The organism is uncultured Idiomarina sp., assembly GCF_964010655.1.
Classification (GTDB): Bacteria; Pseudomonadota; Gammaproteobacteria; order Enterobacterales; family Alteromonadaceae; genus Idiomarina; species Idiomarina baltica.
In genome coordinates, this window is record NZ_CAXGLS010000036.1 from 1 (window position 1) to 24,885 (window position 24,885).

The 24,885-nt window shown below is 46.1% G+C and carries 36 protein-coding genes; 9 read left to right on the plus strand and 27 right to left on the minus strand.

The window, feature by feature from the left end; all coding sequences use genetic code 11:
- Positions 1-158: 158 nt before the first annotated feature.
- The 12 genes from rpmJ to rplN are packed head-to-tail and all read right to left on the minus strand — an operon-like array spanning position 159 to position 5,669.
- Positions 159-272 carry a 50S ribosomal protein L36 gene (gene rpmJ / locus ABNS04_RS09215; RefSeq protein WP_006956433.1) on the minus strand — a complete coding sequence of 38 codons (114 nt, stop codon included), beginning with the start codon at positions 270-272 and terminating at the stop codon, positions 159-161.
- A 25-nt stretch (positions 273-297) separates the two neighbouring features.
- A complete protein-coding gene (gene secY, locus ABNS04_RS09220; protein ID WP_006956434.1) occupies positions 298-1,626 on the minus strand; it encodes a preprotein translocase subunit SecY in 1,329 nt (442 codons plus the stop codon).
- Positions 1,627-1,631: 5 nt separating this feature from the next.
- A complete protein-coding gene (gene rplO, locus ABNS04_RS09225; RefSeq protein ID WP_006956435.1) occupies positions 1,632-2,066 on the minus strand; it encodes a 50S ribosomal protein L15 in 435 nt (144 codons plus the stop codon).
- Positions 2,067-2,069: 3 nt separating this feature from the next.
- Complete coding sequence (gene rpmD, locus ABNS04_RS09230) at positions 2,070-2,252, minus strand: 50S ribosomal protein L30 (RefSeq protein ID WP_006956436.1); 183 nt, start codon at positions 2,250-2,252, stop codon at positions 2,070-2,072.
- 6 nt (positions 2,253-2,258) lie between these two features.
- Complete coding sequence (gene rpsE / locus ABNS04_RS09235; RefSeq protein WP_272978083.1) at positions 2,259-2,759, minus strand: 30S ribosomal protein S5; 501 nt, start codon at positions 2,757-2,759, stop codon at positions 2,259-2,261.
- 9 nt (positions 2,760-2,768) lie between these two features.
- Positions 2,769-3,122, minus strand: a complete 354-nt coding sequence (rplR, locus tag ABNS04_RS09240) for a 50S ribosomal protein L18 (RefSeq protein ID WP_006956438.1) — start codon at positions 3,120-3,122, stop codon at positions 2,769-2,771.
- Positions 3,123-3,131: 9 nt separating this feature from the next.
- Positions 3,132-3,665, minus strand: a complete 534-nt coding sequence (gene rplF / locus ABNS04_RS09245; RefSeq protein ID WP_006956439.1) for a 50S ribosomal protein L6 — start codon at positions 3,663-3,665, stop codon at positions 3,132-3,134.
- 14 nt (positions 3,666-3,679) lie between these two features.
- Complete coding sequence (gene rpsH / locus ABNS04_RS09250) at positions 3,680-4,072, minus strand: 30S ribosomal protein S8 (RefSeq protein WP_006956440.1); 393 nt, start codon at positions 4,070-4,072, stop codon at positions 3,680-3,682.
- Between the two features lie 26 nt (positions 4,073-4,098).
- On the minus strand, positions 4,099-4,404 hold the full coding sequence (gene rpsN / locus ABNS04_RS09255; RefSeq protein ID WP_071463929.1) for a 30S ribosomal protein S14: 306 nt from the start codon (positions 4,402-4,404) through the stop codon (positions 4,099-4,101).
- 11 nt (positions 4,405-4,415) lie between these two features.
- Entirely contained in the window at positions 4,416-4,955 is a 540-nt protein-coding gene (gene rplE / locus ABNS04_RS09260) for a 50S ribosomal protein L5 (protein WP_006956442.1), read from the minus strand.
- Positions 4,956-4,975: 20 nt separating this feature from the next.
- Positions 4,976-5,290: a 50S ribosomal protein L24 gene (gene rplX / locus ABNS04_RS09265; protein WP_006956443.1), complete on the minus strand. Its 315-nt coding sequence runs from the start codon at positions 5,288-5,290 to the stop codon at positions 4,976-4,978.
- A 10-nt stretch (positions 5,291-5,300) separates the two neighbouring features.
- Entirely contained in the window at positions 5,301-5,669 is a 369-nt protein-coding gene (gene rplN, locus ABNS04_RS09270) for a 50S ribosomal protein L14 (RefSeq protein WP_006956444.1), read from the minus strand.
- 258 nt (positions 5,670-5,927) lie between these two features.
- Here rplN and ABNS04_RS09275 point away from each other — a divergent pair, with 258 nt between their 5' ends.
- From ABNS04_RS09275 to ABNS04_RS09300, 6 genes are read left to right on the plus strand one after another with little or no spacing between them, the layout of a single operon-like run.
- Positions 5,928-8,717 (plus strand): monovalent cation/H+ antiporter subunit A, encoded by a 2,790-nt coding sequence (locus tag ABNS04_RS09275; RefSeq protein WP_272978082.1) that lies wholly within the window; start codon positions 5,928-5,930, stop codon positions 8,715-8,717.
- Complete coding sequence (locus ABNS04_RS09280; protein WP_006956446.1) at positions 8,718-9,056, plus strand: Na+/H+ antiporter subunit C; 339 nt, start codon at positions 8,718-8,720, stop codon at positions 9,054-9,056. It begins immediately after the preceding gene.
- Entirely contained in the window at positions 9,056-10,588 is a 1,533-nt protein-coding gene (locus tag ABNS04_RS09285) for a monovalent cation/H+ antiporter subunit D (RefSeq protein WP_006956447.1), read from the plus strand. Before ABNS04_RS09280 ends, ABNS04_RS09285 begins: the two co-directional genes overlap by 1 nt.
- Positions 10,581-11,069 (plus strand): Na+/H+ antiporter subunit E, encoded by a 489-nt coding sequence (locus ABNS04_RS09290; protein ID WP_006956448.1) that lies wholly within the window; start codon positions 10,581-10,583, stop codon positions 11,067-11,069. The genes ABNS04_RS09285 and ABNS04_RS09290 overlap by 8 nt, the downstream gene beginning before the upstream one ends.
- The gene (locus tag ABNS04_RS09295; protein ID WP_006956449.1) at positions 11,063-11,332 is read left to right on the plus strand and encodes a K+/H+ antiporter subunit F; all 270 of its coding nucleotides are present in this window, start codon (positions 11,063-11,065) and stop codon (positions 11,330-11,332) included. The genes ABNS04_RS09290 and ABNS04_RS09295 overlap by 7 nt, the downstream gene beginning before the upstream one ends.
- A gap of 12 nt (positions 11,333-11,344) precedes the next feature.
- Entirely contained in the window at positions 11,345-11,719 is a 375-nt protein-coding gene (locus ABNS04_RS09300; RefSeq protein ID WP_006956450.1) for a Na+/H+ antiporter subunit G, read from the plus strand.
- Positions 11,720-11,769: 50 nt separating this feature from the next.
- On the opposite strand, the gene ABNS04_RS09305 is transcribed toward ABNS04_RS09300, so the two are convergent.
- The 15 genes from ABNS04_RS09305 to dusA form a co-directional block, all read right to left on the minus strand.
- Complete coding sequence (locus tag ABNS04_RS09305) at positions 11,770-13,191, minus strand: carbohydrate porin (protein WP_272978081.1); 1,422 nt, start codon at positions 13,189-13,191, stop codon at positions 11,770-11,772.
- A 136-nt stretch (positions 13,192-13,327) separates the two neighbouring features.
- Positions 13,328-13,591, minus strand: a complete 264-nt coding sequence (rpsQ, locus tag ABNS04_RS09310) for a 30S ribosomal protein S17 (RefSeq protein WP_006956452.1) — start codon at positions 13,589-13,591, stop codon at positions 13,328-13,330.
- Complete coding sequence (rpmC, locus tag ABNS04_RS09315; RefSeq protein WP_006956453.1) at positions 13,591-13,782, minus strand: 50S ribosomal protein L29; 192 nt, start codon at positions 13,780-13,782, stop codon at positions 13,591-13,593. The genes rpsQ and rpmC overlap by 1 nt, the downstream gene beginning before the upstream one ends.
- Positions 13,782-14,195, minus strand: coding sequence for a 50S ribosomal protein L16 (gene rplP / locus ABNS04_RS09320; RefSeq protein WP_006956454.1), 414 nt, complete (start codon positions 14,193-14,195; stop codon positions 13,782-13,784). Before rplP ends, rpmC begins: the two co-directional genes overlap by 1 nt.
- An 11-nt stretch (positions 14,196-14,206) precedes the next feature.
- Positions 14,207-14,887 carry a 30S ribosomal protein S3 gene (gene rpsC / locus ABNS04_RS09325; protein WP_006956455.1) on the minus strand — a complete coding sequence of 227 codons (681 nt, stop codon included), beginning with the start codon at positions 14,885-14,887 and terminating at the stop codon, positions 14,207-14,209.
- A 10-nt stretch (positions 14,888-14,897) separates the two neighbouring features.
- A complete protein-coding gene (rplV, locus tag ABNS04_RS09330; RefSeq protein WP_006956456.1) occupies positions 14,898-15,230 on the minus strand; it encodes a 50S ribosomal protein L22 in 333 nt (110 codons plus the stop codon).
- 13 nt (positions 15,231-15,243) lie between these two features.
- Complete coding sequence (gene rpsS / locus ABNS04_RS09335) at positions 15,244-15,522, minus strand: 30S ribosomal protein S19 (RefSeq protein ID WP_026860408.1); 279 nt, start codon at positions 15,520-15,522, stop codon at positions 15,244-15,246.
- Positions 15,523-15,538: 16 nt separating this feature from the next.
- Positions 15,539-16,363, minus strand: a complete 825-nt coding sequence (gene rplB, locus ABNS04_RS09340) for a 50S ribosomal protein L2 (protein ID WP_110574985.1) — start codon at positions 16,361-16,363, stop codon at positions 15,539-15,541.
- A 14-nt stretch (positions 16,364-16,377) separates the two neighbouring features.
- Positions 16,378-16,680 carry a 50S ribosomal protein L23 gene (gene rplW / locus ABNS04_RS09345; RefSeq protein WP_006956427.1) on the minus strand — a complete coding sequence of 101 codons (303 nt, stop codon included), beginning with the start codon at positions 16,678-16,680 and terminating at the stop codon, positions 16,378-16,380.
- Entirely contained in the window at positions 16,677-17,282 is a 606-nt protein-coding gene (gene rplD / locus ABNS04_RS09350) for a 50S ribosomal protein L4 (protein WP_006956426.1), read from the minus strand. Before rplD ends, rplW begins: the two co-directional genes overlap by 4 nt.
- A gap of 18 nt (positions 17,283-17,300) precedes the next feature.
- Complete coding sequence (rplC, locus tag ABNS04_RS09355; protein WP_272977384.1) at positions 17,301-17,939, minus strand: 50S ribosomal protein L3; 639 nt, start codon at positions 17,937-17,939, stop codon at positions 17,301-17,303.
- Positions 17,940-17,977: 38 nt separating this feature from the next.
- A complete protein-coding gene (gene rpsJ / locus ABNS04_RS09360; RefSeq protein ID WP_006956423.1) occupies positions 17,978-18,289 on the minus strand; it encodes a 30S ribosomal protein S10 in 312 nt (103 codons plus the stop codon).
- Positions 18,290-18,568: 279 nt separating this feature from the next.
- A complete protein-coding gene (locus tag ABNS04_RS09365) occupies positions 18,569-19,765 on the minus strand; it encodes a dipeptidase (RefSeq protein ID WP_272977383.1) in 1,197 nt (398 codons plus the stop codon).
- 166 nt (positions 19,766-19,931) lie between these two features.
- Positions 19,932-20,198 (minus strand): hypothetical protein, encoded by a 267-nt coding sequence (locus ABNS04_RS09370; RefSeq protein WP_272977382.1) that lies wholly within the window; start codon positions 20,196-20,198, stop codon positions 19,932-19,934.
- 189 nt (positions 20,199-20,387) lie between these two features.
- A complete protein-coding gene (dusA, locus tag ABNS04_RS09375) occupies positions 20,388-21,383 on the minus strand; it encodes a tRNA dihydrouridine(20/20a) synthase DusA (protein WP_272977381.1) in 996 nt (331 codons plus the stop codon).
- A gap of 210 nt (positions 21,384-21,593) precedes the next feature.
- Here dusA and zur point away from each other — a divergent pair, with 210 nt between their 5' ends.
- The 3 genes from zur to ABNS04_RS09390 form a co-directional block, all read left to right on the plus strand.
- Complete coding sequence (gene zur, locus ABNS04_RS09380; protein ID WP_006957009.1) at positions 21,594-22,034, plus strand: zinc uptake transcriptional repressor Zur; 441 nt, start codon at positions 21,594-21,596, stop codon at positions 22,032-22,034.
- Between the two features lie 27 nt (positions 22,035-22,061).
- Complete coding sequence (locus tag ABNS04_RS09385; protein ID WP_272977380.1) at positions 22,062-24,407, plus strand: M1 family metallopeptidase; 2,346 nt, start codon at positions 22,062-22,064, stop codon at positions 24,405-24,407.
- Positions 24,385-24,885, plus strand: a 501-nt coding sequence (locus ABNS04_RS09390) for a DUF6702 family protein (protein ID WP_348671383.1), incomplete at its 3' end; no start/stop codon positions are given. The genes ABNS04_RS09385 and ABNS04_RS09390, both read left to right, overlap by 23 nt.

Genomic DNA, 24,885 nt, shown 5'->3' on the forward strand with positions numbered 1-24,885 from the left:
TGTTTATTGTCAGGAACGTTAATGCCAGCGATACGGGCCACTAACACGTCTCCTTTTTTTGTAGGCTTCAGTTGAAAAGCCCGTTAGGATACTCAACCGATTGCCGAATTGCAAATACTAAAGGTGGCGACCCTAAAGCCGCCGCCCTTTCCTTCGAATCAACCTTGCCGTTGCTTATGCTTTGCATCAGTGCAAATCACGCGCACAACACCGTTGCGCTTGATGATTTTGCAGTTACGGCAGATTTTCTTCACGGAAGCACGAACTTTCATTGCTACTCTCCGTTTCTATCCAACCTTAGCGGCCGTAGCCTTTAAGGTTAGCTTTTTTAAGCACAGAATCGTATTGATGAGACATCATATGAGTCTGTACCTGTGCCATAAAGTCCATGATGACTACCACAATAATCAGTAGCGAAGTGCCACCAAAGTAGAACTGAACGTTCCAAGCGATCATCATAAACTCAGGAACCAAACATACAAAGGTAATGTATAGCGCGCCTGCCAATGTCAAGCGAGTCATTACTTTATCGATGTATCTAGACGTTTGTTCACCTGGGCGGATACCCGGAATGAACGCTCCAGATTTTTTCAGATTATCTGCCGTTTCACGCGGGTTGAATACCAACGCCGTGTAGAAAAAGCAGAAGAAAATAATCGCAGCCGCATATAGTAACACATAAAGTGGCTGACCTGGAGATAAAGTCATCGAAATTTGCTGCAAAACATCAGCAACAACACCGTCACCTGATCCAAACCAGGTCGCAATTGTACCCGGGAACAGGATGATGCTTGATGCAAAGATTGGTGGTATTACACCCGCCATATTAACTTTCAATGGCAAGTGTGTGCTTTGAGCCGCGAATACTTTACGTCCCTGCTGACGCTTGGCGTAGTTTACAACGATACGACGTTGACCACGCTCTACGAAAACAACAAAGTAAGTAACCGCTAACACGATTACACCAATAAGCAACAAGAGTAATATATTTAAATCGCCTTGACGTGCCTGTTCTGCTGTCTGACCGATAGCAGAAGGCAAGCCCGCAACAATACCCACGAAAATCAGGATAGAGATACCGTTACCGATGCCTCGTTCAGTAATTTGTTCACCCAACCACATTAAGAACATGGTGCCGGTGACTAAACTCACAACGGCGGTGAAGTAAAACTGAAAGCCTGGATCAATGACCAGGCCAGGCATCAAGTTAGGTAAGCCCGTGGCAATCCCTATTGACTGGAACGTAGCAAGAATTAGCGTACCCCAACGAGTATACTGGCTAATTTTACGACGACCTGCCTCACCTTCCTTCTTCAATTCTGCTAGACGCGGGTGAACAACCGTAGCCAATTGCATAATAATTGAAGCAGAGATATAAGGCATTATTCCCAGTGCAAAAACGGATGCGCGCTCAAGTGCACCACCGCTGAACATGTTAAACATGGCAACGATGGTGTCCTTTTGCTGTGAGAACAGCTGAGCTAACACGGCGGCATCAATACCAGGAATAGGCACAAAGGAGCCCGCTCGGAAGACGATAATCGCTCCTAACACAAACAACAGGCGACGCTTGAGTTCCGACAAGCCACCTTGCGCTCGATTTGATTCCAATCCTGGTTTAGCCATGAGACCTATCCTTCGATGTTTCCGCCAGCAGCTTCAATAGCTTCGCGAGCGCCTTTTGTAACTTTAAGACCTTTAACAGCTACTTTACGACTGATTTCGCCCGACTTAATGACCTTAGCAGTCAAAACGTCTTTACGAACTAAGTTAGCCGCTTTAAGCGCTGCTAAGTCAACGACATCGCCGTCAACTTTAGCGATCTCAGCTAGGTTTACTTCAGCTGTTAATGCCGCTTTACGTGAAGTAAAGCCAAATTTCGGCAAACGACGCTGAATTGGCATTTGACCGCCCTCGAAACCTGGCTTCACGGTACCGCCAGAACGTGACTTCTGACCTTTGTGACCACGAGCACCAGTCTTTCCGAGACCAGAACCAATACCACGACCTAAGCGCTTCTTACTGCTTTTTGCACCCGGTGCAGGAGCAAGAGTATTAAGTTTCATCGCTTAGTCCTCCACCTTAACCATGTAAATTACTTGGTTCACCATACCGCGGACTGCAGCAGTGTCTTCCAACTCTACTGTGTGACCAATACGGCGGAGACCCAAGCCACGTAGTGTAGCTTTATGTTTCGGTAAACGACCGATAGAGCTACGCGTCTGTGTTACTTTTAATGTCTTTTTCGCCATTGTTCACTACCCCAGTATCTCGTCAACGCGCAATCCACGCTTAGCCGCAATTTGCTGAGGCGACTTCATGTCGTTCAATGCTTTGATAGTTGCACGAACAACGTTGATTGGGTTGGTTGAACCATATGCTTTTGAAAGCACGTTATGTACACCTGCAACTTCCAATACCGCACGCATCGCACCACCTGCGATGATACCGGTACCTTCAGAGGCTGGTTGCATATATACCTGTGAACCTGAGTGACGGCCTTTAACCGGGTGCTGTAAAGTTTCACCCTTAAGCTGCACAGTCACCATGTTGCGACGTGCCTTTTCCATCGCTTTCTGGATAGCGGCAGGCACTTCACGTGCTTTACCGTAACCGAAACCGACTTTGCCTTTGCCATCGCCAACCACAGTCAGTGCAGTGAAGCTAAAGATACGACCACCTTTAACAACTTTTGCTACACGATTAACTGTGATCAACTTTTCAATCAGTTCACCGTTTTGAGCTTCTACATTTGCCATGTTCGTCTCCTAGAACTGAAGTCCAGCTTCACGCGCAGCGTCTGCTAATGCAGCAACGCGACCGTGGTATTTAAAACCACTGCGGTCAAAAGTAACGTCTTTGATACCTTTTTCAACCGCGCGTTCAGCGATAACTTTACCCACAACCTTAGCGGCATCAGCATTACCTGTTTTTTCCACTTGGTCACGGATCGCCTTTTCAACCGTCGAAGCGGCTGCTAGCACTTCAGATCCGTTAGGTGCGATCAACTGTGCATAAATATGTCTTGGCGTACGGTGTACAACCAGACGGTTTGCACCCAACTCTTTGATTTGTTTACGTGCGCGAGTAGCACGACGTAAGCGAGCTGCTTTCTTGTCCATCGTATTACCCTACTTTTTCTTGGCTTCTTTACGGCGCACTTGCTCATCCGAATAACGAACACCTTTGCCTTTGTAAGGCTCTGGTTTACGATATGCGCGGATGTTAGCGGCAACTTGTCCAACAAGCTGCTTGTTTGCGCCCTTAACGACAACCTCAGTTTGAGAAGGAGTTTCGATTGTGATTCCTGCTGGAATCTCGAACTCTACAGGATGTGAAAAGCCCAAAGTTAGGTTCAATTTATTACCTTGCGCTTGCGCACGGTAACCAACACCCATCAATTGCAGCTTACGTTCAAACCCTTTGCTTACTCCAACTACCATATTGTTTAACAACGCGCGTGCAGTGCCCGCTTGCGCAGTAGAGTTTGCAACTCCATCGCGTGGGACAGTGCGTAGCTCGTTCTCTTCTTGAACAAGCTCTACCGCGTCGTTAACAACGTGACTCAGTGAGCCTTGGGCACCCTTAATGGTAACTTCCTGACCGTTTAGCGTAACTTCAACGCCAGCAGGAATCTCAATAGGTGCTTTAGCAACACGTGACATCTCCTACCTCCTAATTACGCTACGTAACCGATGACTTCGCCACCAAGACCAGCTTGGCGAGCGGCACGGTCGGTCATTAGGCCTTTCGATGTTGAAACAACAGCGATACCCAGACCACCCATCACGTTAGGTAACTCGTTGCGTTTTTTGTAAATACGCAGACCAGGACGACTAACGCGCTCGATAGATTCAATAACTGGCTTTCCTTCGAAGTATTTAAGTTCGATTTCAAGCTCAGGTTTAGCAGTACTCTCAGTGCGGTAATCAATAATGAAACCTTCTTTCTTAAGCACTTCGGCGATTGCCACTTTTTGCTTAGATGAAGGCATCTTTACTGACACTTTGTTAGCACCTTGAGCGTTGCGAATGCGTGTGAACATATCCGCAATTGGATCTTGCATGCTCATATTTGCTTTCTCCCGTGATTCGTGGCTTACCAGCTAGCTTTTTTCAAGCCAGGAATTTCACCGCGCATCGCCATCTCACGCACCTTGATTCGGCTCATGCCAAACTTACGGAGGAAACCGTGAGGACGACCAGTAATACGACAACGATTACGTTGACGTGTCGGACTGGCATCACGTGGGAGCTGTTGCAATTTAAGTACGGCTTCCCAACGCTCTTCGTCTGATGCTTTCGGGTCATTAATGACCGCTTTCAGTGCATTGCGTTTTTCTGCGTATTTTGACGCAAGCTTTGCTCGCTTCGCGTCACGCGCTTTCATTGACTGTTTTGCCATAACTCTACACCTTACTTTCTGAACGGGAAGTTAAAGGCAGCTAGCAAAGCACGAGCTTCGTCATCTGTGCCAGCATTAGTGGTAATGGTGATATCCAGACCACGTACCTTGTCGACTTTGTCATAGTCGATTTCCGGAAAGATGATCTGCTCACGAACACCCATGCTGTAGTTACCACGACCATCAAACGACTTAGGGTTGAGGCCACGGAAGTCACGGATACGTGGAATTGCAATCGAGATTAGACGTTGCAAAAAGTCCCACATACGCTCGCCGCGCAGAGTTACCTTACAGCCAATCGGGAAGCCTTCACGGATTTTGAAACCGGCGACAGACTTGCGTGCTACAGTACGAATTGGCTTTTGACCAGAGATAGCCTCTAAGTCTGCCACTGCATTATCAAGTACTTTTTTGTCAGCCAGAGCTTCACCAACACCCATGTTAAGGGTGATTTTCTCAATCCGAGGGACTTGCATGACGCTGTTGTAGCTGAACTCTTTCATCAGTCCAGGAACTACCGATTCTTTATAAAAATCATGCAGTTTCGCCATCGTAAAACTCCAAAATTGAATTAAATGATTGCGTTGTTCGATTTGAAGAAACGGACTTTTTTGCCGTCTTCGAATCGGAATCCAACACGATCTGCTTTACCTGTCTCTGGGTTAAGGATCGCTACGTTTGAAATATGGATTGGTGCTTCTTGTTCAACGATGCCACCTGATTCACCTAAAGCCGGATTTGGCTTTTGATGTTTCTTGACAACGTTAACACCTTCCACAATCACGCGATTCTTATCGGTAAGAACTTTAAGGACTTTGCCTTGCTTGCCCTTGTCCTTACCGGCCAGGACGACTACTTCGTCATCACGTTTAATTTTTGCCGCCATAATGGACTCCTTATAAAACTTCTGGTGCCAACGAGATAATCTTCATAAACTGCTCAGAACGCAGCTCACGAGTTACCGGACCGAAGATACGAGTACCAATTGGCTGTTGGTTGTTGTTTAACAACACAGCCGCGTTGCGGTCAAAACGGATGACCGACCCGTCTTGACGACGGACGCCTTTTCTGGTGCGAACGACCACCGCATTCACAACATCGCCTTTTTTCACCTTACCGCGCGGAATTGCTTCCTTGACAGTAACTTTGATGATATCACCGATGTTCGCGTAGCGGCGGTGCGAACCACCTAGAACCTTAATACATTGTACGCTGCGCGCGCCGGAGTTATCGGCAACGTCCAGGGTAGTTTGCATTTGGATCATTTCAGTGCCCCGCTTAGTTAAAAAAACAGACCCTCTCGGGTCGTGCTGCCTTTTGGTTTTTCCCTTATAAAAAGGGCGGCGAATTGTAACAGATAAAAATTTGAAGCGATAGGGTTATCTCACTTTTTTTGTTAATCACCGTATCTCGACCGGTATCAGTTGGCACTCATCCTTTACAATGGTAAAGTCGTAAAACATTGTTTGTGTTTGACTTGTACAGTTCTGTGGAATAGCAACCGAGGCCAGACGTTTTAGCTTATGAACCTATTTTATATTGTGTTCGCGCCAATGATTGGTGCTTTGATTCCTTTACTGCTTCGACGAACGAGTCGACCTGTAAAGACGATAGCGACGATTGCAATACCCATCTCATGCATTTTGGTTGCATGGCCACTTGCCCAGCAAACGCTGGCAGGAGATATTCCCACAGCCATACAGCAGTGGCTACCGAATATTGATTTTGACCTTGCCTTCCGTCTGGACGGCTTATCGCTCCTGTTCGTTAGCCTTATTCTCGGTATCGGTGTGTTGATTGTCCTATACGCCCATTACTATTTGTCTAGTAAAGATAATGACAGTCGTTTCTACGCCTGTTTATTACTATTTATGTCGTCAATGCTTGGCATCGTCACAGCCGATAATGTGCTGTTGATGTGGGCATTCTGGGAACTCACTAGTATATCGTCATTCTTGTTGATAGGTTATTGGTATCATCAAAGTGACGCTCGTCGTGGCGCGCGCATGGCACTTGCAACAACAGGCGCCGGTGGACTAGCACTGCTCGCTGGCTTGCTGATTATTGGGCATATTGCCGGTAGCTACCAGTTGGACGCAATATTTGCCGCGAAAGACGCAATTCAAGCACACAGTTTATATATCCCTGCACTCATTCTGGTATTGTTGGGCGCATTTACTAAGTCAGCTCAATTTCCATTTCAGTTTTGGTTGCCTCATGCTATGGCTGCACCAACGCCTGTAAGTGCTTACTTGCACTCAGCCACGATGGTTAAAGCCGGTATATTTTTGCTTGCGCGCATGCACCCTGCTCTGGCGGGAACCGAGTTTTGGTTTATTACTGTTACGCTCATTGGTCTGATCACAATGTTAGTCGGTGCTTATTTCGCACTACTTAAACACGACTTAAAAGGGTTATTGGCCTTCTCAACGGTAAGCCATTTAGGCCTTATTTGTATGTTGCTTGGAATTGGCTCACAGGCTGCTGTGATCGCGGCGCTATTCCACGTGATTAATCACGCGTGTTTCAAGGCTGGGTTATTTATGACCGCCGGCATAATTGACCATGAGGCTGGCACGCGAGATATGCGCAAGCTACAAGGTCTACTCAAGTTTATGCCGATTACCGCGACGCTTGCGATGATCGTCACTGCATCGATGGCTGGCGTGCCTCCTTTTAACGGTTTTATGTCTAAAGAGCTTTTTTTGGACCAAGCTCTCAACCAACATCTGTTCGGTGGATTAAGTTGGTTTGTTCCTGTACTCGCCACCGTGGGCGCAGCACTATCGGTCGCTTATTCTATTCGGTTTATTCATGATGTGTTTTTTAATGGTGGATACAAGGAGCTTCCAAAACAACCTCATGACCCGCCGAAAATGATGGCATTGCCGGTTCTTATATTGTCACTCATGTGCATTATCATAGGGCTACTCCCAATGCTCACGGTGTCCGGTATATTAAACCAAGCAGTAAGTAGTGTTGTACTCGATAACATAACGGTAAAACTGGCACTCTGGCATGGTTTCAACCTCCCACTGTTGATGAGCGCCGTCGCTATTGTAGGTGGTATTGTTATCTACAGCCAGCGCGATCAACTGTTTACGTTTAATCGTCAGTTTGAAGGGCAAGATGCCAAGCATAACTTCGAGCGTATCGTGCAGTCGATATGCGATAGTGCCAACAAGTTGTTCACGTATATAGATACGGGCTCGTTACAGCGCTACATGGCGTTAGTACTTATTTCCGTCATCGTACTGGTAATTCCGCAGTTGTTTGAAATAGTGACTTTGGAAGGCTCGAGAGAACAACTGCCCGTTGACTTTGTTTCTATTGTCGGTGCTTCTGTGCTCATGGTTGCAGGCTTTGCCACGGCTGTTTTGCATCGTCACCGTTTTATTATGCTTATGATGCTTTCAGTCGTCGGGCTTGTGGTATCGCTATCCTTCGCGCATTTCTCGGCCCCCGATCTCGCTATGACACAGCTGGTCGTCGAAGTAGTCAGCATTATTCTCATGGTACTTGCATTATTTTTTATGCCGCAGAAAACAGCCCGCGCGTCAACCGGGCATCGTGTATTTCGTGATATTTTAATCGCAAGTTTAATCGGTGGTATAGTTGCAACACTAAACTACGGGATCCTGACGAGTGACTTTGAAACGATTTCAGATTTTTTCATTGCGAATGCAAAAACAGGCGGTGGTGGCACTAACGTCGTCAACCTTATCCTAGTCGACTTTCGTGGCTTCGACACTCTCGGTGAAATTACAGTTTTAGCTATTGCCGCAGCGGGAATTCATAAGTTACTCAATAAGCTCAAACCGTTCATGCCGTCGAGCGATATTGATGGACGACCATGGCATCGTATCAAACACCCGCTGATGCTCACTAACGTTGCGAACTTAATCCTTCCGATGGCAATGGTGGTAGCGGTCTACATCTTCCTGCGCGGCCATAATCTGCCCGGAGGGGGCTTTATCGCCGGTCTTATCGCGGCCTCAGCAATGATCCTCCAGTACATTGCTAACGGTGTAGACTGGGTGAAGGAACGATTTAATGTAAATTACCAATCACTCATGTCGTTTGGCGTGATGATTGCGGCATTAACAGGCGTTGGTAGTTGGTTCTTCGACCGGCCCTTCCTTACCTCTTGGTTCACATATTTAAAATGGCCGCTTGTTGGTAAGTTTGAATTCGCAACTGCGTTATTGTTCGATTTGGGGGTATTCCTAACCGTAATTGGAGCCACCATGATGATTTTAAGTAACTTTGGGAAAATGACAACGCGTCATCGTCCGCGTCAGGAGGGGAACTAGATGGAAACATTATTCTCAGTGACCGTTGGTGTTTTAACCGCCTGCAGTGTATTTCTGATCCTAAGAGGTCGTTCATTTCCTGTCGTGGTTGGAATAACCATGCTCTCGTATGCGGTCAACTTATTCCTATTTTCCACAGGCAGGCTCACCATTGACGGTGCACCTATCTTAGGTACGAACACCGAATACGCCGATCCGTTACCGCAGGCACTCGTGCTGACGGCAATTGTAATAGGTTTTGCGATGACCGCGTACTCTGTCATTTTGGCGGTTCGTACACGGGGTGAAATTGGAACGGATGAAGTGAACGAACAAGATAGTGGGGAGTCTTCACGCTGATGTGGCAACAACACCTAGCAATTTTACCAATACTGATACCCTTATTCACAGCGCTACTGCAGCTATTACCCTGGGGCGACCGTCCTCAGCCTAAACGGCGCGCGCTTGGTTTAGCATCAAGTATTCTTACGCTCGTTTGTGCCGCATTATTACTTGTGCACGTTAACCAAAACGGCATGTTAGTCTATGCTTTGGGTGACTGGTCAGCTCCCTTTGGTATTGTACTTGTACTGGATAAACTCAGTACCTTAATGATCCTATTAACCGCTGTATTAGCACTGCCGGTGCTGATCTATGGTTGTTATACCGAAGATAATCTAGGCTCCCATTTCCATGCACTTTTCCAGTTCCAGGTAATGGGCATCATCGGCGCCTTTGCCACGGGCGATCTTTTTAACTTATTTGTCTTTTTCGAGGTGTTACTAATCTCGTCATACGGACTAATGATGCATGGCGGTGGCAAATTCCGGGTACGTTCGACGCTCCATTATGTACTACTAAACTTGCTCGGTAGTGCACTATTTTTGATTAGTGTGGGCACCTTATATGCAACAACGGGTACACTTAACATGGCCGATATGGCGGTTAAGGTGGCTCAGTTATCAGGTGACGAGGCCGCATTGGCGAGAGCTGGAGGCTTCATGTTGCTCGCTGTGTTTGGTATTAAAGCAGCGATTCTTCCGCTACACTTTTGGCTACCGCAGGCCTATTCGACGACCACGGGAGTGGTTGCTGCGCTCTTCGCAATAATGACCAAAGTCGGCGTCTATTCAATCATTCGTGTCTACACACTTATCTTTGGGCCCGAGGCGAACGAACTCGTTTGGCTCGCAGCAGACTGGCTATGGATACTCGGTATATTGACGTTAATATTTGGCATTATTGGCATGCTAGGTACCCGTGACTTTAGATTACTTGTTGCTTATTTAGTTATCGTTTCGGTAGGCACACTATTAGCAACTTATAGCTTTAGCTCTGCTGCGGGAATCAGTACAGCCCTGTTCTATTTAATTCATTCAACAGTGATCACAGGCGCTTTGTTTTTGCTTGCCGACGTCATGGCATTCGAACGTGGAAAAACAGCTTCTCGTATCGTTACAGGCAAACGTATGGCAAATCACAACACCTACGCCGTTATGTTTCTGATTGCGGCCATCGCAATTATCGGCTTACCTCCATTAAGTGGATTTGCTGGGAAACTCATGATTTTACAAGCCGCACCGGTCTCAACGAGTGGTTTTTGGTTGTGGGGGACAATGCTACTTGCCACCTTAGTGATGTTAATAATGATGAGCCGAACTGGTAGTAAAATGATTTGGCATACTCTGCAGGGTAAACCGAATGAACAATCAGCTCCTATAGGAAAGCGTGTGGCAATCGGGATGTTATTATCGCTCTCATTGATATTAACTATATTTGCTAACCCTATCCGTGACTACACCGATAGTGTTGCTGACGAGTTACTCGATACGCAATCTTACCCGACCACAGTCATTGCGCCTAGTAGCGGCGAGGAGAACCAATATGAGTAAAGTGTTTCCAGCTCCATTTCTAACACTAAGCTTATTTGCCATATGGTTGCTGCTATTTAATTCAATAGCACCTGGTGTGGTGATCCTAGGTTTAATTATAACGACCTTAATACCGCTTTTGTTACGGCCCGCTTGGCCTGATTTTAAAACTATTAAAAAGCCACATTTGGCGCTGGTCTATCTCGTTATTTTGATTTTCGATATTATCGTGGCCAACTTTAAAGTGGCTGCTTTAATCTTAGGCCGTAGAAAGCACCTCAAACCTGCTTTGTTTGTATTCCCTCTGGATATGACAGACGAACTGCCTGTAACAATTTTGGCGAGCACTATTACTCTGACCCCTGGAACAGTGTCTTGCGAAATTACTCGGGGTCGCCGAGGCATACTAATCCATGCTTTTTCTGACGAGACACCAGAAGAAACGATTAACGTGATACGTCAGCGCTACGAGCGTCGCTTGAAGGAGATATTCCAATGCTAACGACTGTAATTCACATAGCGTTCGTACTGTTTAGTTTGTCGATTATAATGAACTTCTGGCGGCTTGCTAAAGGTCCTCATCTACCCGACCGAATTCTTGCACTGGATACAGTGTATATAAACTCGTTAGCACTGCTGTTGTTACTCGGCATCTATCAAAATACACAAACATATTTCGAAGCAGCTCTTTTGATTGCAATGTTTGGTTTTGTTAGCACGATTGCAGCGGGTAAGTTTTTACTCCGTGGTGATTTAATTGAATAAAAGAGGAAACCAATGGAAGCTTTAAATCAATTACCGTTGTGGGTACAGTGGGTGATCGCTTTCTTCATCTTAATTGGTGCGGTATTTGCCTTCATCGGTTCGCTTGGTCTTGCAATATTACCTGACTTTTTTACACGCCTACATGCGCCAACTAAAAATACTACCATGGGAATTGGTGGGACAGTAATAGCAGCAATCATATCGACCTCGGCACAGGGCACTCTCACACTCAACGAGTTGCTGATAGCCATTTTCCTATTTCTAACTGCTCCTATCAGTGCTCACATTCTTGCCAAAGCAGCGCTTCACACCGAGCTCCCAAAATTTGCGCCGACACGAGATTTGCGTGATAAAGAAGACGCCTATCAACATGAAACAGACAAATAAAAAGTGGCGCCGAGGCGCCACTTTCTGCGTTGGATCAAAGTAACTAACCCTTAGAAGTAATAACCAAAGTTAATATTAAAGCGATCATTTACTTCACCACCATCAGTAGCAATATTGCCTCCAATGAACGGTTGGTTCTTGGCCTTCACGTAATCGATATACGTATAAAAACCACCGCCTGCTGCTACGGCGACGCCTAGAACATTCATCCAAGTATCGTCCTGGTAGCCGCGCTTATCGGTTATAATGCTATGATCATTATAGAATGTAAGCGAAGTTATCGGTCCAATGTTTACCGGCAACGTATAGGCCACATTCCCTGTATAAACTTTGGCTTCAGTTGGGATAGCATCATAGTAGGCATAGGCACCCATGTAGACGCCACGATTTTCAACCTTTAAGTCATACTCGTAGTCAGCGTACTGTAGCTGAACATTCCAAGGACCATTGTTGTAGTTACCGTGAACACCCCATGCAAAACGATTACCGACGTTTTGGTTTTCATATTCTTGTGCAGCAGTAAAGCCTTCAGCCGCCGAACCTGAATAGAAATTATTACCTTGAGCCGATACACCGATCTCTAAGTTTTCTTCATCACTGAACGTAAACTTGCGAGCGGCACGCAATGCATAACTATTGCTTTCACCAATCGGTAACCCAGGTGTGTCATAAGCGCCCTGACCCGGCAGACGAATACCTACAGTATCGTAGTTGTAACGCGCTGTACGGTCTGTTGCTGAGCCATCAACACCACCCTGTTCATCGGACTTGTGATAAGCGATATCGAAATCCCAGTCATCACCGCGGTAAAGGAATCTAATACCGTTATCGTGCTCATCCTCTAGCCCAATATAAAATGTTGAGTTGAAAAAGTAGCTGTGAGAGTTGTAAGGCATATTACCAAATGGCACTTTAACAACGCCAATTTGGCCTTGCCACTTATCGGTAAAGTTATACCCAAACCAAGCGTGTTTCACGACGTCTTGATACTGGAACCAGCGGTATTCAGCAGAGATAATAACATCACCGATTTCACCATCAAAATTCAAACGGAAAATATCAAAATCTAGGTCGCCCGTGCGGTTTTCATTGTCACGGTCATAGTTATTGTATTCGTATTGAAAACGAACGGCACCGTGTACTTTAATTGGCCAATTTTCGTTTTCTTCCGTTTTCTCTTCGAGCTTAGCTAAGCGTGCCTGAACCCCTGAATCAGCCACTTCTTCGCTTTGCATACGACGAGACCGTTTGGATTTATTAGCATAATCTTTTTTGGACATCATCTCTTGATGATGTTCTTTCATTTTTTCTTTAGCTTTTTCTTGCTTAGCTAAACGCGCCTCGAGATCTGCCAGCTTTTGCTTTAATGCCTCAATCTCCTTCTGAACCGACTCCTGATCCTGCTGCATCGGTACAGCGTAGACTGGGCTGGCAGCCAGCATTGAGGCGGCTAGCACCCAACTTTTCGTCATGTTGTGCTCCTTACTTTAGATGAAAATACGGGTAACGTTATTATTTTGTCATAAAGTATACCGTAATAAACTTTATTTAGATCAAAAAAAAGACCTCCGCAAGGGAGGCCTTTGTATATATTGTTACGAACTGCAATTAGACAATTTCAGCACGTTCAACGATTTCGAGCAATGCCCAAGATTTATTCTTGGAAAGAGGGCGTGATTCGCGAACAATCACGGTATCGCCCATCTTGCACTGATTCTCTTCATCATGTGCGTGTACTTTAGTTGTACGCGAGATGTATTTGCCGTAGATCGGGTGCTTAACACGACGCTCTACCGCTACAGTGATGGTTTTATCCATCTTGTCGCTCACAACTTTGCCTTGCAGTGTACGAACACGTTTTTCTTCAGCCATTACGCACCTGCCTTCTCATTTAAGATGGTTTTAATACGTGCGATATCGCGACGTACTTGCTTCATCATGTGAGTCTGATTCAGCTGACCTGTTGCCGCTTGCATACGCAGGTTGAACTGCTCACGACGCAAGTTCAGCAATTCTTCTTGCAGCTGCTCAACGGTTTTTTCTTTAAGTTCACTTGCTTTCATCACATTACCGTCCGAGTAACAAAAGTGGTTTTGAATGGCAATTTACGTGCCGCAAGGCGGAACGCTTCACGTGCCAGTTCTTCAGAAACACCGTCCATTTCGTACAGTACGCGACCTGGCTGAATCTGTGCTACCCAGTATTCAACGTTACCTTTACCTTTACCCATACGAACTTCTAATGGCTTCTTGGTAATAGGCTTGTCTGGGAATACACGGATCCAGATTTTACCTTGACGCTTAACGTGACGAGTCATCGCACGACGGCCGGCTTCGATTTGACGCGCAGTCATACGACCACGGTCAACTGCTTTTAGTCCGAAGCTTCCGAAGCTGACTTTGTTACCTGATTGCGCAAGACCACGGTTACGGCCTGTGTGAACCTTACGGAATTTTGTACGCTTTGGTTGTAACATATCGTCTCCCCTTACTTACGGTTTTTGCCGCGTTTTGGAGCTGGTTTTTCCTCGGTTGGAAGTCCACCAAGAACTTCGCCACGGAAAATCCAAACTTTAACGCCGATGATACCGTAAGTGGTATTCGCTTCAGAAGTTGCGTAATCGATGTCTGCACGAAGTGTGTGCAGAGGAACGCGTCCTTCACGGTACCACTCAGTACGTGCAATCTCTGCACCGCCCAAACGACCGCTTACTTCGACCTTGATACCTTTAGCACCAAGACGGATAGCGTTTTGAACAGCGCGCTTCATAGCACGACGGAACATAACACGACGTTCCAACTGACCTGAGATATTATCAGCAACAAGTTGCGCATCCAATTCTGGCTTACGCACTTCAGAAATGTTGATTTGCGACGGAGCGCCAGTCAACTTCTGAACTTGTTGGCGAAGCTTTTCAACGTCTTCACCTTTTTTACCGATAACAACGCCAGGGCGTGCAGTATGAATAGTCACACGAACACTCTTAGCTGGACGCTCGATAACGATACGAGATACTGATGCGTTGCGTAGTTCTTTAGTCAGGAACTTACGTACCTGATGATCACTGTGCAAGTTGTCAGCAAATTCGTTTGTATTCGCATACCAGGTTGCATTCCATGGTCTGGAGATACCTAGGCGAATACCATTAGGATGTACTTTCTGACCCATAATTTATCTCCTAGCTATCCGACACGACCACAGTAATGTGGCTGGTGCGCTTAAAGATACGATCCGCACGGCCTTTGGCACGTGGCTTGATACGCTTCATGGTCGGACCTTCGTCGACGAAGACGCGAGCCACTTTCAGCTCATCGATGTCCGCACCTTCGTTGTGCTCCGCGTTAGCGATCGCTGACTCAAGTACTTTCTTAACCAAGCCAGCGGCTGCTTTAGGGCTGTACGCAAGAATGTCCAGTGCTTTTTCAACTGGCAAACCGCGAATTTGGTCAGCAACCAAACGGCCTTTCTGAGCAGAAACGCGGGCGAATTGGTGTTTAGCAATAGCTTCCATCACTTTCTACCTCTTACCGTTTCTTCGCTTTCTTATCAGCAGCATGGCCGCGATAAGTACGGGTTGGTGCGAATTCACCCAGCTTATGACCGATCATTTCGTCAGAAACGAATACCGGTACGTGCTGACGACCGTTGTGTACAGCGATAGTCAAGCCGATCATATCTGGAATAATCATTGAACGACGGGACCAAGTCTTAATTGGCTTTTTATCCCCGGCTTCCAACGCTTTCTCCACCTTATTTAGCAGGTGAAGGTCAATAAATGGACCTTTTTTAAGAGAACGTGGCATGTTAAATCCTCAACTCTTATTTGTTGCGACGGCGTACGATGAACTTATCAGTACGCTTGTTCTTACGGGTTTTGTAGCCCTTAGTCGGAGTACCCCAAGGTGTCACTGGGTGACGACCACCAGAAGTACGACCTTCACCACCACCGTGCGGGTGATCAACTGGGTTCATCGCCACACCACGAACGGTAGGACGAACACCACGCCAGCGCTTCGCGCCCGCTTTACCCAATTGACGCAGCATGTGTTCTGCGTTACCCACTTCACCGATGGTCGCTCGACCTTCAGACTGTACACGGCGCATTTCGCCAGAACGCAAACGGATAGTGACATATGCACCATCACGCGCCAGGATTTGGCCATACGCACCTGCTGAACGAGCCAGCTGTGCACCTTTACCTGGTTGCATTTCGATTGCGTGTACTACAGTACCTACTGGGATGTTGCGCATAGGTAAGCTGTTACCCGCTTTAATTGGCGCATCAGAACCTGAAGCAATGCGGTCGCCCACATTCAAGTTCTTAGGAGCCAAAATGTAGCGACGCTCACCGTCTGCGTACAATACCAATGCGATATTCGCTGAACGGTTAGGATCGTATTCAATACGCTCTACCTTTGCAGGGATACCGTCTTTATTACGCTTAAAGTCGATAATACGGTAGTGATGTTTATGACCACCGCCGATGTGACGTACAGTGATACGTCCATTGTTATTACGACCGCCCTTCTTGCTGTTTTTGTCCAGCAATGGAGCAAAAGGCTTGCCTTTGTACAGGTCCTGACCGACGACTTTTACGACGTGGCGTTGACCCGGAGACGTAGGCTTACTTTTAACTACAGCCATGATAATTCCTCCTGTTACTCAGCGCCGCCAACGAAGTCGATGTCAGCACCCTCTTTCAGGGCCACATACGCTTTTTTCCAGTCGCTACGTTTACCGAAGCGGAAACCAGTGCGTTTAGATTTACCCTTAACGTTCACTGTGCGTACGTTTTTAACTTCAACTTCAAAAAGTTTTTCGACAGCTGCTTTGATTTCGGACTTAGTCGCATCTTTAGCTACTTTGAAAACTACAGTGTTGTAGCCTTCAGCAGTCATGGTGCTTTTTTCCGAAACGTGAGGTGCCAAGATTACATTAAGTAAACGTTCTTCGCGCATCATGACAACACCTCCTCAAGCTGCTTAACTGCGTCAGCAGTCATCAGGACGTTTTCAAACGCGATTAAGCTTACTGGGTCGATGCCTTGAACATCACGTACGTCAACTTTATGCAAGTTGCGTGACGCAAGGAACAAGTTCTCGTCAACTTCTTTAGTCACGATCAAAACGTCGTTCAGGTTCAATTCTTTCAACTTCGCAACGAGTTGTTTAGTCTTTGGCGCTTCAAGCTCAAAGTTCTCAACAACCTGCAAACGGTCTTGACGAATCAATTCTGACAGGATGCTTTTTACAGCACCGCGGTACATTTTTTTGTTAACTTTCTGTTCGTGGTTTTGCGGTTTCGCCGCAAAAGTAGTACCACCTGAGCGCCAGATTGGGCTACGGATAGTACCGGCACGTGCACGACCCGTGCCTTTTTGACGCCATGGTTTCTTACCACCACCAGCAACTTCAGAACGAGTTTTCTGAGCTTTGGTACCCTGACGAGCACCCGCTGCATATGCAACAACTACCTGGTGGACAAGTGCTTCGTTGAACTCACGTCCAAAGGTAGCTTCGGAAACCTCAAGAGCGCCTTTTGCGTCTTTCAATGTTAATTCCATCACCATTCTCCTCAGACGTTACGCCTTGACCGCAGGTTTAACGATCACATCGCCACCGGTAGCGCCAGGGACAGCACCTTTAATCAATAAAAGGTTGCGTTCAGCGTCTACACGAACCAACTCAAGTGATTGAGTTGTCACGCGCTCGTTACCCATTTGACCGGCCATTTTCTTGCCTTTGAAAACTTTACCTGGTGATTGGTTTTGACCAATTGAACCAGGAGCACGGTGCGATAATGAGTTACCGTGGGTAGCGTCTTGAGTGCGGAAGTTCCAGCGTTTAACGGTACCAGCAAAGCCTTTACCTTTAGACGTACCTGTAACATCCACTTTCTTAATTTCTGAGAATACTTCTACTGTAATCTCAGAACCTACTGCGAAATCATCGCCTTCGCCGTCTTCTAAGCGAAATTCCCAAAGACCACGACCTGCCTCAGTACTCGCCTTAGCAAAATGACCTGCTGAAGGCTTGTTTACGCGGCTAGCTTTCTTTTCGCCTGTGGTTACTTGAAGCGCACGATAACCGTCAGTTTCCTCAGTTTTAACCTGAGTCACGCGGTTAGCCAGCACTTCGATCACAGTAACAGGAACAGAAGCGCCGTCTTCCTGGAAGACACGCGTCATTCCTACTTTACGACCGACTAGACCTATAGCCATTGTTAAAACCTCTCGTGTGTAATCCTATTACTGCCCACTTAACCCAAGCTGATCTGTACATCAACGCCAGCTGCCAAATCCAAACGCATTAACGCGTCAACAGTTTTGTCAGTTGGGTCCATGATATCGATCAGACGCTTGTGGGTGCGGATTTCGTACTGGTCACGCGCATCTTTGTTTACGTGTGGAGAAATCAGCACGGTGAAGCGTTCTTTCCGAGTTGGCAGTGGAATTGGTCCACGTACCTGCGCGCCAGTGCGTTTTGCAGTATCAACGATCTCTGCAGTTGACTGGTCAATCAGACGGTGATCGAACGCTTTCAATCGAATCCGAATTCTTTGATTAGCCATAAAAAATCAAAGCCTCAAATTAAAGAGCATTTAAAAAAGAGCACAGACAAACGCAACCTCCCTGGCACATACCGGGGGTGCGATTATCTACGTCAACCATTCAATCCCCTATCGGGACTGTTGTGGAACACCAATTAAGCAAGTCGCTAAACTTAAACAAAAATTGATGTGGTCGCGAATTATACAGCTTCGCGACCGGTTGTCAACATTTAGCAGTAAGTAGGTCTTGCGCCAAAGGCGCAAGCTACCCAAAGGCGCAAGCTACCCAACGGGTAAGTGTTACTTCGCGAGGTCTTCTACCTGCCGCCAGACGCGCATTAAATTGCCACCCAAGATCATTTTAATTTCTTCATCGGTGTAACCGCGGTCTAGCAAACCCTGAACCAAGTTAGGATAACTCGACACGTCTTTCAAACCTACAGGTAAGGAATCACCGACACCGTCGTAATCCGAACCGATACCAATGTGCTCGACACCAATCAACGCTTTCACATGGTCGATATGGTCAAGCACCTGGTCAAGCGTGGCATAGGGGTAAGGATTGTTGTTCTCGATCTCCGCAATACGCTGCATTGCTTCCTCAGACTCTTCGCCATACTGTTCTTTTACTGCCTCAATACGCTTTTTAAGCATATCGCGATAGCGGTTGGCTTGCTTTGCAACAAATGAAGACCCAAAGTTGATTTGAATGACACCGCCATTTTCACCAAGCTTTTTCAGCATGTCGTCACTCATGTTGCGTTCAAAACCTGGTGTGTACTGACGTAAAGACGAATGTGACGCGATAACGGGCGCCTCACTGATCTCGATAACTTGATAAAACGCATCATCGGAGATATGTGAAACATCGACCATCACACCGATATCATTCATTGCTTTCACAAGCTTCTTACCAAAAGGTGATAAACCATCCCATTGGCGACGGATGTCGTATGATGAATCCGAGATATGGTTGGACTGTGAGTGCGCCAACGTAATGTAGCGAATACCGCGCTTGTAGAAGTGCTCAAGGTTGGCAAGATCACCCTCGATGGGGGTGCCGTTTTCCATTCCCAAGGCAATAGACATTAAGCCTTTTTCAGTGTTTTCCTTCACTTGCTCTGTCGTATAAGCCATAGCGAATTTATCTGGCGCACGACCGACGAGAGCCTCCATACTATCTATAAGCTCATTCGCTAGTTGAATACTCCCACCACTCTGTTCGTAATGCGCAGGAATATAAATTGACATAAAGGGGGCATTTAAACCGCCCTCTACCGCTCTTGGATAATCAAAATCTCCACCTTCGGTAGCGACGGTCACATCCTCCCACTCGTTATGAATACGATAGGGGACGTCGATGTGCGTATCGATAAGTAGGTTTTCTTTCGCTAGCATACGTGCTTTATCGCTAGCGGTATATTCTTCAGCAAAACTAGATGTTGCGGTAGCGACAAGTGCCGCTAGTGCCGTCATTGTAATTGTCTTTTTTAACATGCAAGTTCCTTAACACAACCAAAACAGAGAACTTGCAGATTAACAAAACTTTAACCCTGACGCACTAGCGATGAACTCGCGGCGGTCACCGCACCGATGATAACTGTGCCTAACACCGGTGCGATTAACCAAACCAACCACCATTGAGTGAGATACGCCATGGTGATTACTCGCTTTTGTTGTCGTCGTTTGACTCAGCTGAGTCATCCCGTGATTCACGTGAAGCAAGAGCTTCTTCGCTAAACAGTTCAGTAGTGATTTCATCGAGAGTGGATACAACAGCATCTTTTGATGCTTGCCACAGTGACTCAGAAATTGAACTGACCTCAGTTTGAAGAGCTCTACGGATGCTACTCTCTTGACTATCTTGAGCCATTGCAGGGACTGAACTCAATGCGGCAACGGCTGACAAAGTGATAATAAATTTTTTCATGGCTGTGCTCCTTTGAAGGTAACGTATTAATTAAGTCGCTATTACTCTTTCAAAGGTTGTGCCAACTTTATAAAAATTATAATCGATTGTTTTTAAATACTTTTTTAGGACGTTGGTTTTATCACTTTCTTCGGCTTGGTGAAAAAATCACACCGCTTTACAAAACACACTAAATTTTAGTCAATATCGCTACTGAATATCAGCGAGACGTAAGGAGCTATCTGTCCGGAACTCAATAGCGCCCTCAATAAGCGCTTCAGCATCATTTAAACGAGGCCCTTTTATACTCAAGAACTGGCGCCATTTTTTTCCGCCAGGCTGTCCTTGGAAAAGTCCAAGCATGTGACGCACAACGTGCCACGCGCGACCACCTGCGGCAATGTGTTGCTGAATGTACGGAATCATCTGACGCGCCACACTTTCTCGTGAAATAGAGGTAGGGTTTGATGTATATAGGGTTTCTAACTCAGTCAACAACCACGGGTTCTGATATGCTTCGCGTCCAATCATTACGCTATCCACATGGGCTAAATGTAACTGAGTCTCTGCTAGTGTTTTAATGCCGCCATTGATAGCTATCGGTAATTCGGCGTAGCGTTGCTTCGCACGATAAACGCGGTCATATTGCAAAGGCGGTATTTCTCTATTCTCTTTCGGGCTTAACCCATTGAGCCAAGCCTTCCGCGCGTGAAGTGTGAGTTGATCAGTGCCTGCCTCGACACAAGCATCTAGAAATTGATATAAAAACTCATCGCTATCGTGCTCATCAATCCCTAGACGGGTTTTAACCGTCACTGGAATGTCTACTTCGGCTTTCATCGCCTTAATGCAATCACTGACTAATTTCGGTTGTGCCATCAAGCAAGCACCAAAACTGCCATTTTGAACTCGGTCTGAAGGACATCCTACATTAATATTAACCTCGTCATAGCCGCGAGTTTGCGCTTGAACTGCACACTGTGCCATTGCGCTCGGATCAGCGCCACCCAATTGAAGCGCAACGGGATGTTCCTCATCGTTGTAAGCTAGGAAATCTTGCTGACCATAGATAATGGCGCCAGTGGTCACCATATCGGTGTACAACAATGTATTGGGGCTTAATAAACGATGAAAGTATCGACAATGGCGATCCGTCCAATCCAGCATCGGGGCGACTGAAGCAAAATGAGGGTATAGCTTTGACAACGAAAACTCCTGTAGCTTATGGCGGTAACGCTAAAAACTCGACTGGCTATGTGAGGTGCCATTATATCTGTTTTATATTGTTCAGAACACCACGTTAGTTCCGAAATAGGACGATATGATTTACACTTTAGTAAAAACGATTATTGTGTCGAGCGTTGCTTGGCTGATAAATCTAATTACAATCAAAGCCAGCAGATGAAAAGGTCATATATGGGAACTATCGAAACAGAGCGATTAATTAGTAAGGCCGAGAAGCTTTGTCAAAACCGTGGCGCGCGATTAACGTCTACGCGTCGTGAAGTCTTTCGTATTCTGGCAGCTCAAAAAGGTGCGGTTGGTGCCTATGATTTGCTTGACTTGCTCAAGGGCTCTGTTCCTAACGCAAAGCCGCCAACGATCTACCGTGCGCTCGACTTTCTTCAAGAGCAAGGTTTTGTTCACAAGATCACTTCATCGAATAGTTTTGTTCTTTGCTCGCATTTTGAGCATCAACACCCTGTCCAAATGTTAATTTGTGATCGCTGTGGAGATGTTCAAGAAATTCACTCTGAAGGCGTTTACTCCGAACTGCAATCGCAGGCTGAGGATCAGGGCTTTCTGGTCAAAGAACAAACCATAGAAGCACATGGTTTATGTGCTAAATGTCATTAGTACTTACTACAACAACAGGAAATACCAATGAAGTTAACTCACCTCCTTGGTGTAGCTGTCGCAAGCATGGCGGTCTCTCAGGCCATTAATGCCCAAGCGTTTGACGACAAGTTCCGCCAGTTGAATGATGATAAATATCGTTCTCCCAACATATACAGAACAGCCTCTGGTGCGCCCGGGCATGGTTATTGGCAGCAGCAAGCTGATTACGATATTCAAGTCACTTTGAATGACGATAACCAAAGCATTAATGCGCGTAGTACGATTACCTACACGAATAACTCACCCGATACATTACGTTACATTTGGGTACAGCTGGACCAAAACCGATTCAAGAAGGATTCTATCGGTCCTCAAGCTTCGGCAACCAATGCTGATCGAATGAAAAAAGTCAGCTTTAGCCAAATGGAAACGATGATGACTCAAGAAGAGTTTCCAGCGGGCTATACCATCACTGACGTCTCGGACCCTCGCGGCGAACAGATGGATTACATCATCAATGACACGATGATGCGTATTGACTTAGATAAGCCCCTGAAATCGGGTGAGTCCATTGAATTCAATATTGGTTGGAAGTTCAACATCATTGAAGCCGACGTACTCGGTGGCCGTGGTGGTTATGAATATTTCGAAGACGACGGAAACTACTTGTACGAAATGTCACAATGGTTCCCTCGTGTCGCTGCTTACTACGATGCTGAAGGTTGGCAAAACAAGCAATTCATGGGTCGTGGCGAATTCACCTTGGAATTTGGTAACTACGAAGTAGCAATTACCGTACCTGCCGATCATATCGTTGCAGCAACGGGTACATTGCAGAACCCTGATGAAGTCCTAACCGACGAGCAACAGCAGCGTTTAGAAGAAGCTGAAACAGCTGACAAGCCAGTTAAAATTGTCACACAAGAAGAAGCTTTGGAGAACGAAAAAGAAGGGACTTCTGAGACTAAAACTTGGGTATTTAAAGCCGATAACGTTCGCGATTTCGCGTGGGCTTCATCACGTAAGTTTATTTGGGATGCTCAAGGGTTTGATAACGGTGAAAGCGACGTTTTAGCGATGTCGTTCTACCCTGAAGAGGGTAACCCTCTGTGGGAACGCTACTCAACTGCATCCATTATCCACACTATCGAAAACTATAATAAATATAGTTTTGCATACCCATACCCTGTTGCTATCTCAGTTAATGGTCCGGTCGGTGGTATGGAATACCCTATGCTGACCTTCAATGGTCCGCGTCCATACGTTAACGAAGAGAGTGGAGAGAAGTACTACTCAAAACGTACTAAATATGGCTTGATCTCTGTCATTATTCACGAAATTGGCCACTCTTATTTCCCAATGATCGTGAACTCAGACGAGCGTCAGTGGACTTGGATGGATGAAGGTCTAAATACCTATCTTCAATTCCTTGCAGAGCAAGCGTGGGAAGACGACTATCCGTCTTGGCGTGGAGAAGCTCGCAATATCACAGGTTACATGGCTAGCCGTAATCAAATGCCGATTATGACAAACTCAGAATCAATTCTGCAGTTCGGTAATAATGCGTATGGTAAGCCTGCGACCGCGCTCAATATTTTGCGTGAAACCATTGTTGGCCGTGAATTGTTTGACTTTGCATTCCGTGAATACTCACGTCGCTGGAAATTCAAACGCCCAACTCCTGAAGATTTCTTCCGTACCTTAGAAGATGCATCAGGTGTTGATCTTGACTGGTTTATTCGCGGCTGGTTCTACACCACTGACCACGTAGATATCTCGCTCGACAAAGTAAACCTGCTAACCGTCAATACTCAAGATCCAGAAGTCGAAAAGGCTTGGAAGAAAGAAGTTGATCAGCAAGATCCAAAATCTATCACTGCGATTCGCAATGAAGATATGGTCAAGAAGATTGCTCAACAAGAACACCTTCGTGACTTCTACAACGAGAATGACGAGTACACCGTCACTAATGCGGACCGTAACGAATACAAAAAGTTACTTGATGGCCTAGATGACGAACAGAAGCAAATGCTGAAAAACGGCAAAAACTTCTACGTGCTCGACTTTAGTAACAAAGGCGGGTTGGTGATGCCTATTTTACTAGACCTACATTTCGCTGACGGTACTAAAGAACACGTTCGTATTCCTGCTGAAATCTGGCGCCGTTCGCCGGAGCACGTAAGCAAGCTGTTGATTCGTGATAAGAAGATTGACCAAATTGTAGTTGACCCGTATTGGGAGACTGCTGATACCGATACTTCGAATAACTACTGGCCAGCTCGTGCTGTACCATCGCGTATTGAGTTATACAAACGTGATCATGGTGATGACAGTATGATGGAACGCTACAACGAGGAATTAGACACGGATGATAAAAACGCTGAAGAGTAATATTTCGCGTTCTATTATCGGTTTAATCGCCTCTTGTGCGCTGCTACCTCAGGTAGCAGCGCACAAATATTTTTTTGGCTTAACCGATGTGAGTTGGAACGCTCATACAGGTAATATTGAGGTGGTACATCAATATACCTTACACGACGTCGAACTGGCTATTGGTCGTTTTTTTAATACCCCCTTCAGAATTGACCAACCCGACGCCGAGCGCAAGGTTAAAGAATGGCTCAATGCACGTTTTTCAATGACCACTTCCGATGGCGAGCCGATAGCGTTGGATTGGGTGGGCTTGGAAGCGGATTTTCAGAACCTATGGCTTTATCAAGAAAAATCTCATTCAAAAACCGAATTTTGTAATTGGGAAATAACAAACCGTGTTATGCTTTCCACATACCCTGCTCAAGTGAACACAGTGAATGTTAAAGGCGATGACATCACGCGAGGAATTACACTTAACGAGCATAAACAACCAATG

What these genes read in the sequence shown, in the direction of transcription:
- rpmJ (WP_006956433.1), bottom strand. Translation starts at nt 272, where the DNA reads ATGAAAGTTCGTGCTTCCGTGAAGAAAATCTGCCGTAACTGCAAAATC.
- secY (WP_006956434.1), bottom strand. Translation starts at nt 1,626, where the DNA reads ATGGCTAAACCAGGATTGGAATCAAATCGAGCGCAAGGTGGCTTGTCG.
- rplO (WP_006956435.1), bottom strand. Translation starts at nt 2,066, where the DNA reads ATGAAACTTAATACTCTTGCTCCTGCACCGGGTGCAAAAAGCAGTAAG.
- rpmD (WP_006956436.1), bottom strand. Translation starts at nt 2,252, where the DNA reads ATGGCGAAAAAGACATTAAAAGTAACACAGACGCGTAGCTCTATCGGT.
- rpsE (WP_272978083.1), bottom strand. Translation starts at nt 2,759, where the DNA reads ATGGCAAATGTAGAAGCTCAAAACGGTGAACTGATTGAAAAGTTGATC.
- rplR (WP_006956438.1), bottom strand. Translation starts at nt 3,122, where the DNA reads ATGGACAAGAAAGCAGCTCGCTTACGTCGTGCTACTCGCGCACGTAAA.
- rplF (WP_006956439.1), bottom strand. Translation starts at nt 3,665, where the DNA reads ATGTCACGTGTTGCTAAAGCACCTATTGAGATTCCTGCTGGCGTTGAA.
- rpsH (WP_006956440.1), bottom strand. Translation starts at nt 4,072, where the DNA reads ATGAGCATGCAAGATCCAATTGCGGATATGTTCACACGCATTCGCAAC.
- rpsN (WP_071463929.1), bottom strand. Translation starts at nt 4,404, where the DNA reads ATGGCAAAACAGTCAATGAAAGCGCGTGACGCGAAGCGAGCAAAGCTT.
- rplE (WP_006956442.1), bottom strand. Translation starts at nt 4,955, where the DNA reads ATGGCGAAACTGCATGATTTTTATAAAGAATCGGTAGTTCCTGGACTG.
- rplX (WP_006956443.1), bottom strand. Translation starts at nt 5,290, where the DNA reads ATGGCGGCAAAAATTAAACGTGATGACGAAGTAGTCGTCCTGGCCGGT.
- rplN (WP_006956444.1), bottom strand. Translation starts at nt 5,669, where the DNA reads ATGATCCAAATGCAAACTACCCTGGACGTTGCCGATAACTCCGGCGCG.
- ABNS04_RS09275 (WP_272978082.1), top strand. Translation starts at nt 5,928, where the DNA reads ATGAACCTATTTTATATTGTGTTCGCGCCAATGATTGGTGCTTTGATT.
- ABNS04_RS09280 (WP_006956446.1), top strand. Translation starts at nt 8,718, where the DNA reads ATGGAAACATTATTCTCAGTGACCGTTGGTGTTTTAACCGCCTGCAGT.
- ABNS04_RS09285 (WP_006956447.1), top strand. Translation starts at nt 9,056, where the DNA reads ATGTGGCAACAACACCTAGCAATTTTACCAATACTGATACCCTTATTC.
- ABNS04_RS09290 (WP_006956448.1), top strand. Translation starts at nt 10,581, where the DNA reads ATGAGTAAAGTGTTTCCAGCTCCATTTCTAACACTAAGCTTATTTGCC.
- ABNS04_RS09295 (WP_006956449.1), top strand. Translation starts at nt 11,063, where the DNA reads ATGCTAACGACTGTAATTCACATAGCGTTCGTACTGTTTAGTTTGTCG.
- ABNS04_RS09300 (WP_006956450.1), top strand. Translation starts at nt 11,345, where the DNA reads ATGGAAGCTTTAAATCAATTACCGTTGTGGGTACAGTGGGTGATCGCT.
- ABNS04_RS09305 (WP_272978081.1), bottom strand. Translation starts at nt 13,191, where the DNA reads ATGACGAAAAGTTGGGTGCTAGCCGCCTCAATGCTGGCTGCCAGCCCA.
- rpsQ (WP_006956452.1), bottom strand. Translation starts at nt 13,591, where the DNA reads ATGGCTGAAGAAAAACGTGTTCGTACACTGCAAGGCAAAGTTGTGAGC.
- rpmC (WP_006956453.1), bottom strand. Translation starts at nt 13,782, where the DNA reads ATGAAAGCAAGTGAACTTAAAGAAAAAACCGTTGAGCAGCTGCAAGAA.
- rplP (WP_006956454.1), bottom strand. Translation starts at nt 14,195, where the DNA reads ATGTTACAACCAAAGCGTACAAAATTCCGTAAGGTTCACACAGGCCGT.
- rpsC (WP_006956455.1), bottom strand. Translation starts at nt 14,887, where the DNA reads ATGGGTCAGAAAGTACATCCTAATGGTATTCGCCTAGGTATCTCCAGA.
- rplV (WP_006956456.1), bottom strand. Translation starts at nt 15,230, where the DNA reads ATGGAAGCTATTGCTAAACACCAATTCGCCCGCGTTTCTGCTCAGAAA.
- rpsS (WP_026860408.1), bottom strand. Translation starts at nt 15,522, where the DNA reads ATGCCACGTTCTCTTAAAAAAGGTCCATTTATTGACCTTCACCTGCTA.
- rplB (WP_110574985.1), bottom strand. Translation starts at nt 16,363, where the DNA reads ATGGCTGTAGTTAAAAGTAAGCCTACGTCTCCGGGTCAACGCCACGTC.
- rplW (WP_006956427.1), bottom strand. Translation starts at nt 16,680, where the DNA reads ATGATGCGCGAAGAACGTTTACTTAATGTAATCTTGGCACCTCACGTT.
- rplD (WP_006956426.1), bottom strand. Translation starts at nt 17,282, where the DNA reads ATGGAATTAACATTGAAAGACGCAAAAGGCGCTCTTGAGGTTTCCGAA.
- rplC (WP_272977384.1), bottom strand. Translation starts at nt 17,939, where the DNA reads ATGGCTATAGGTCTAGTCGGTCGTAAAGTAGGAATGACGCGTGTCTTC.
- rpsJ (WP_006956423.1), bottom strand. Translation starts at nt 18,289, where the DNA reads ATGGCTAATCAAAGAATTCGGATTCGATTGAAAGCGTTCGATCACCGT.
- ABNS04_RS09365 (WP_272977383.1), bottom strand. Translation starts at nt 19,765, where the DNA reads ATGTTAAAAAAGACAATTACAATGACGGCACTAGCGGCACTTGTCGCT.
- ABNS04_RS09370 (WP_272977382.1), bottom strand. Translation starts at nt 20,198, where the DNA reads ATGAAAAAATTTATTATCACTTTGTCAGCCGTTGCCGCATTGAGTTCA.
- zur (WP_006957009.1), top strand. Translation starts at nt 21,594, where the DNA reads ATGGGAACTATCGAAACAGAGCGATTAATTAGTAAGGCCGAGAAGCTT.
- ABNS04_RS09385 (WP_272977380.1), top strand. Translation starts at nt 22,062, where the DNA reads ATGAAGTTAACTCACCTCCTTGGTGTAGCTGTCGCAAGCATGGCGGTC.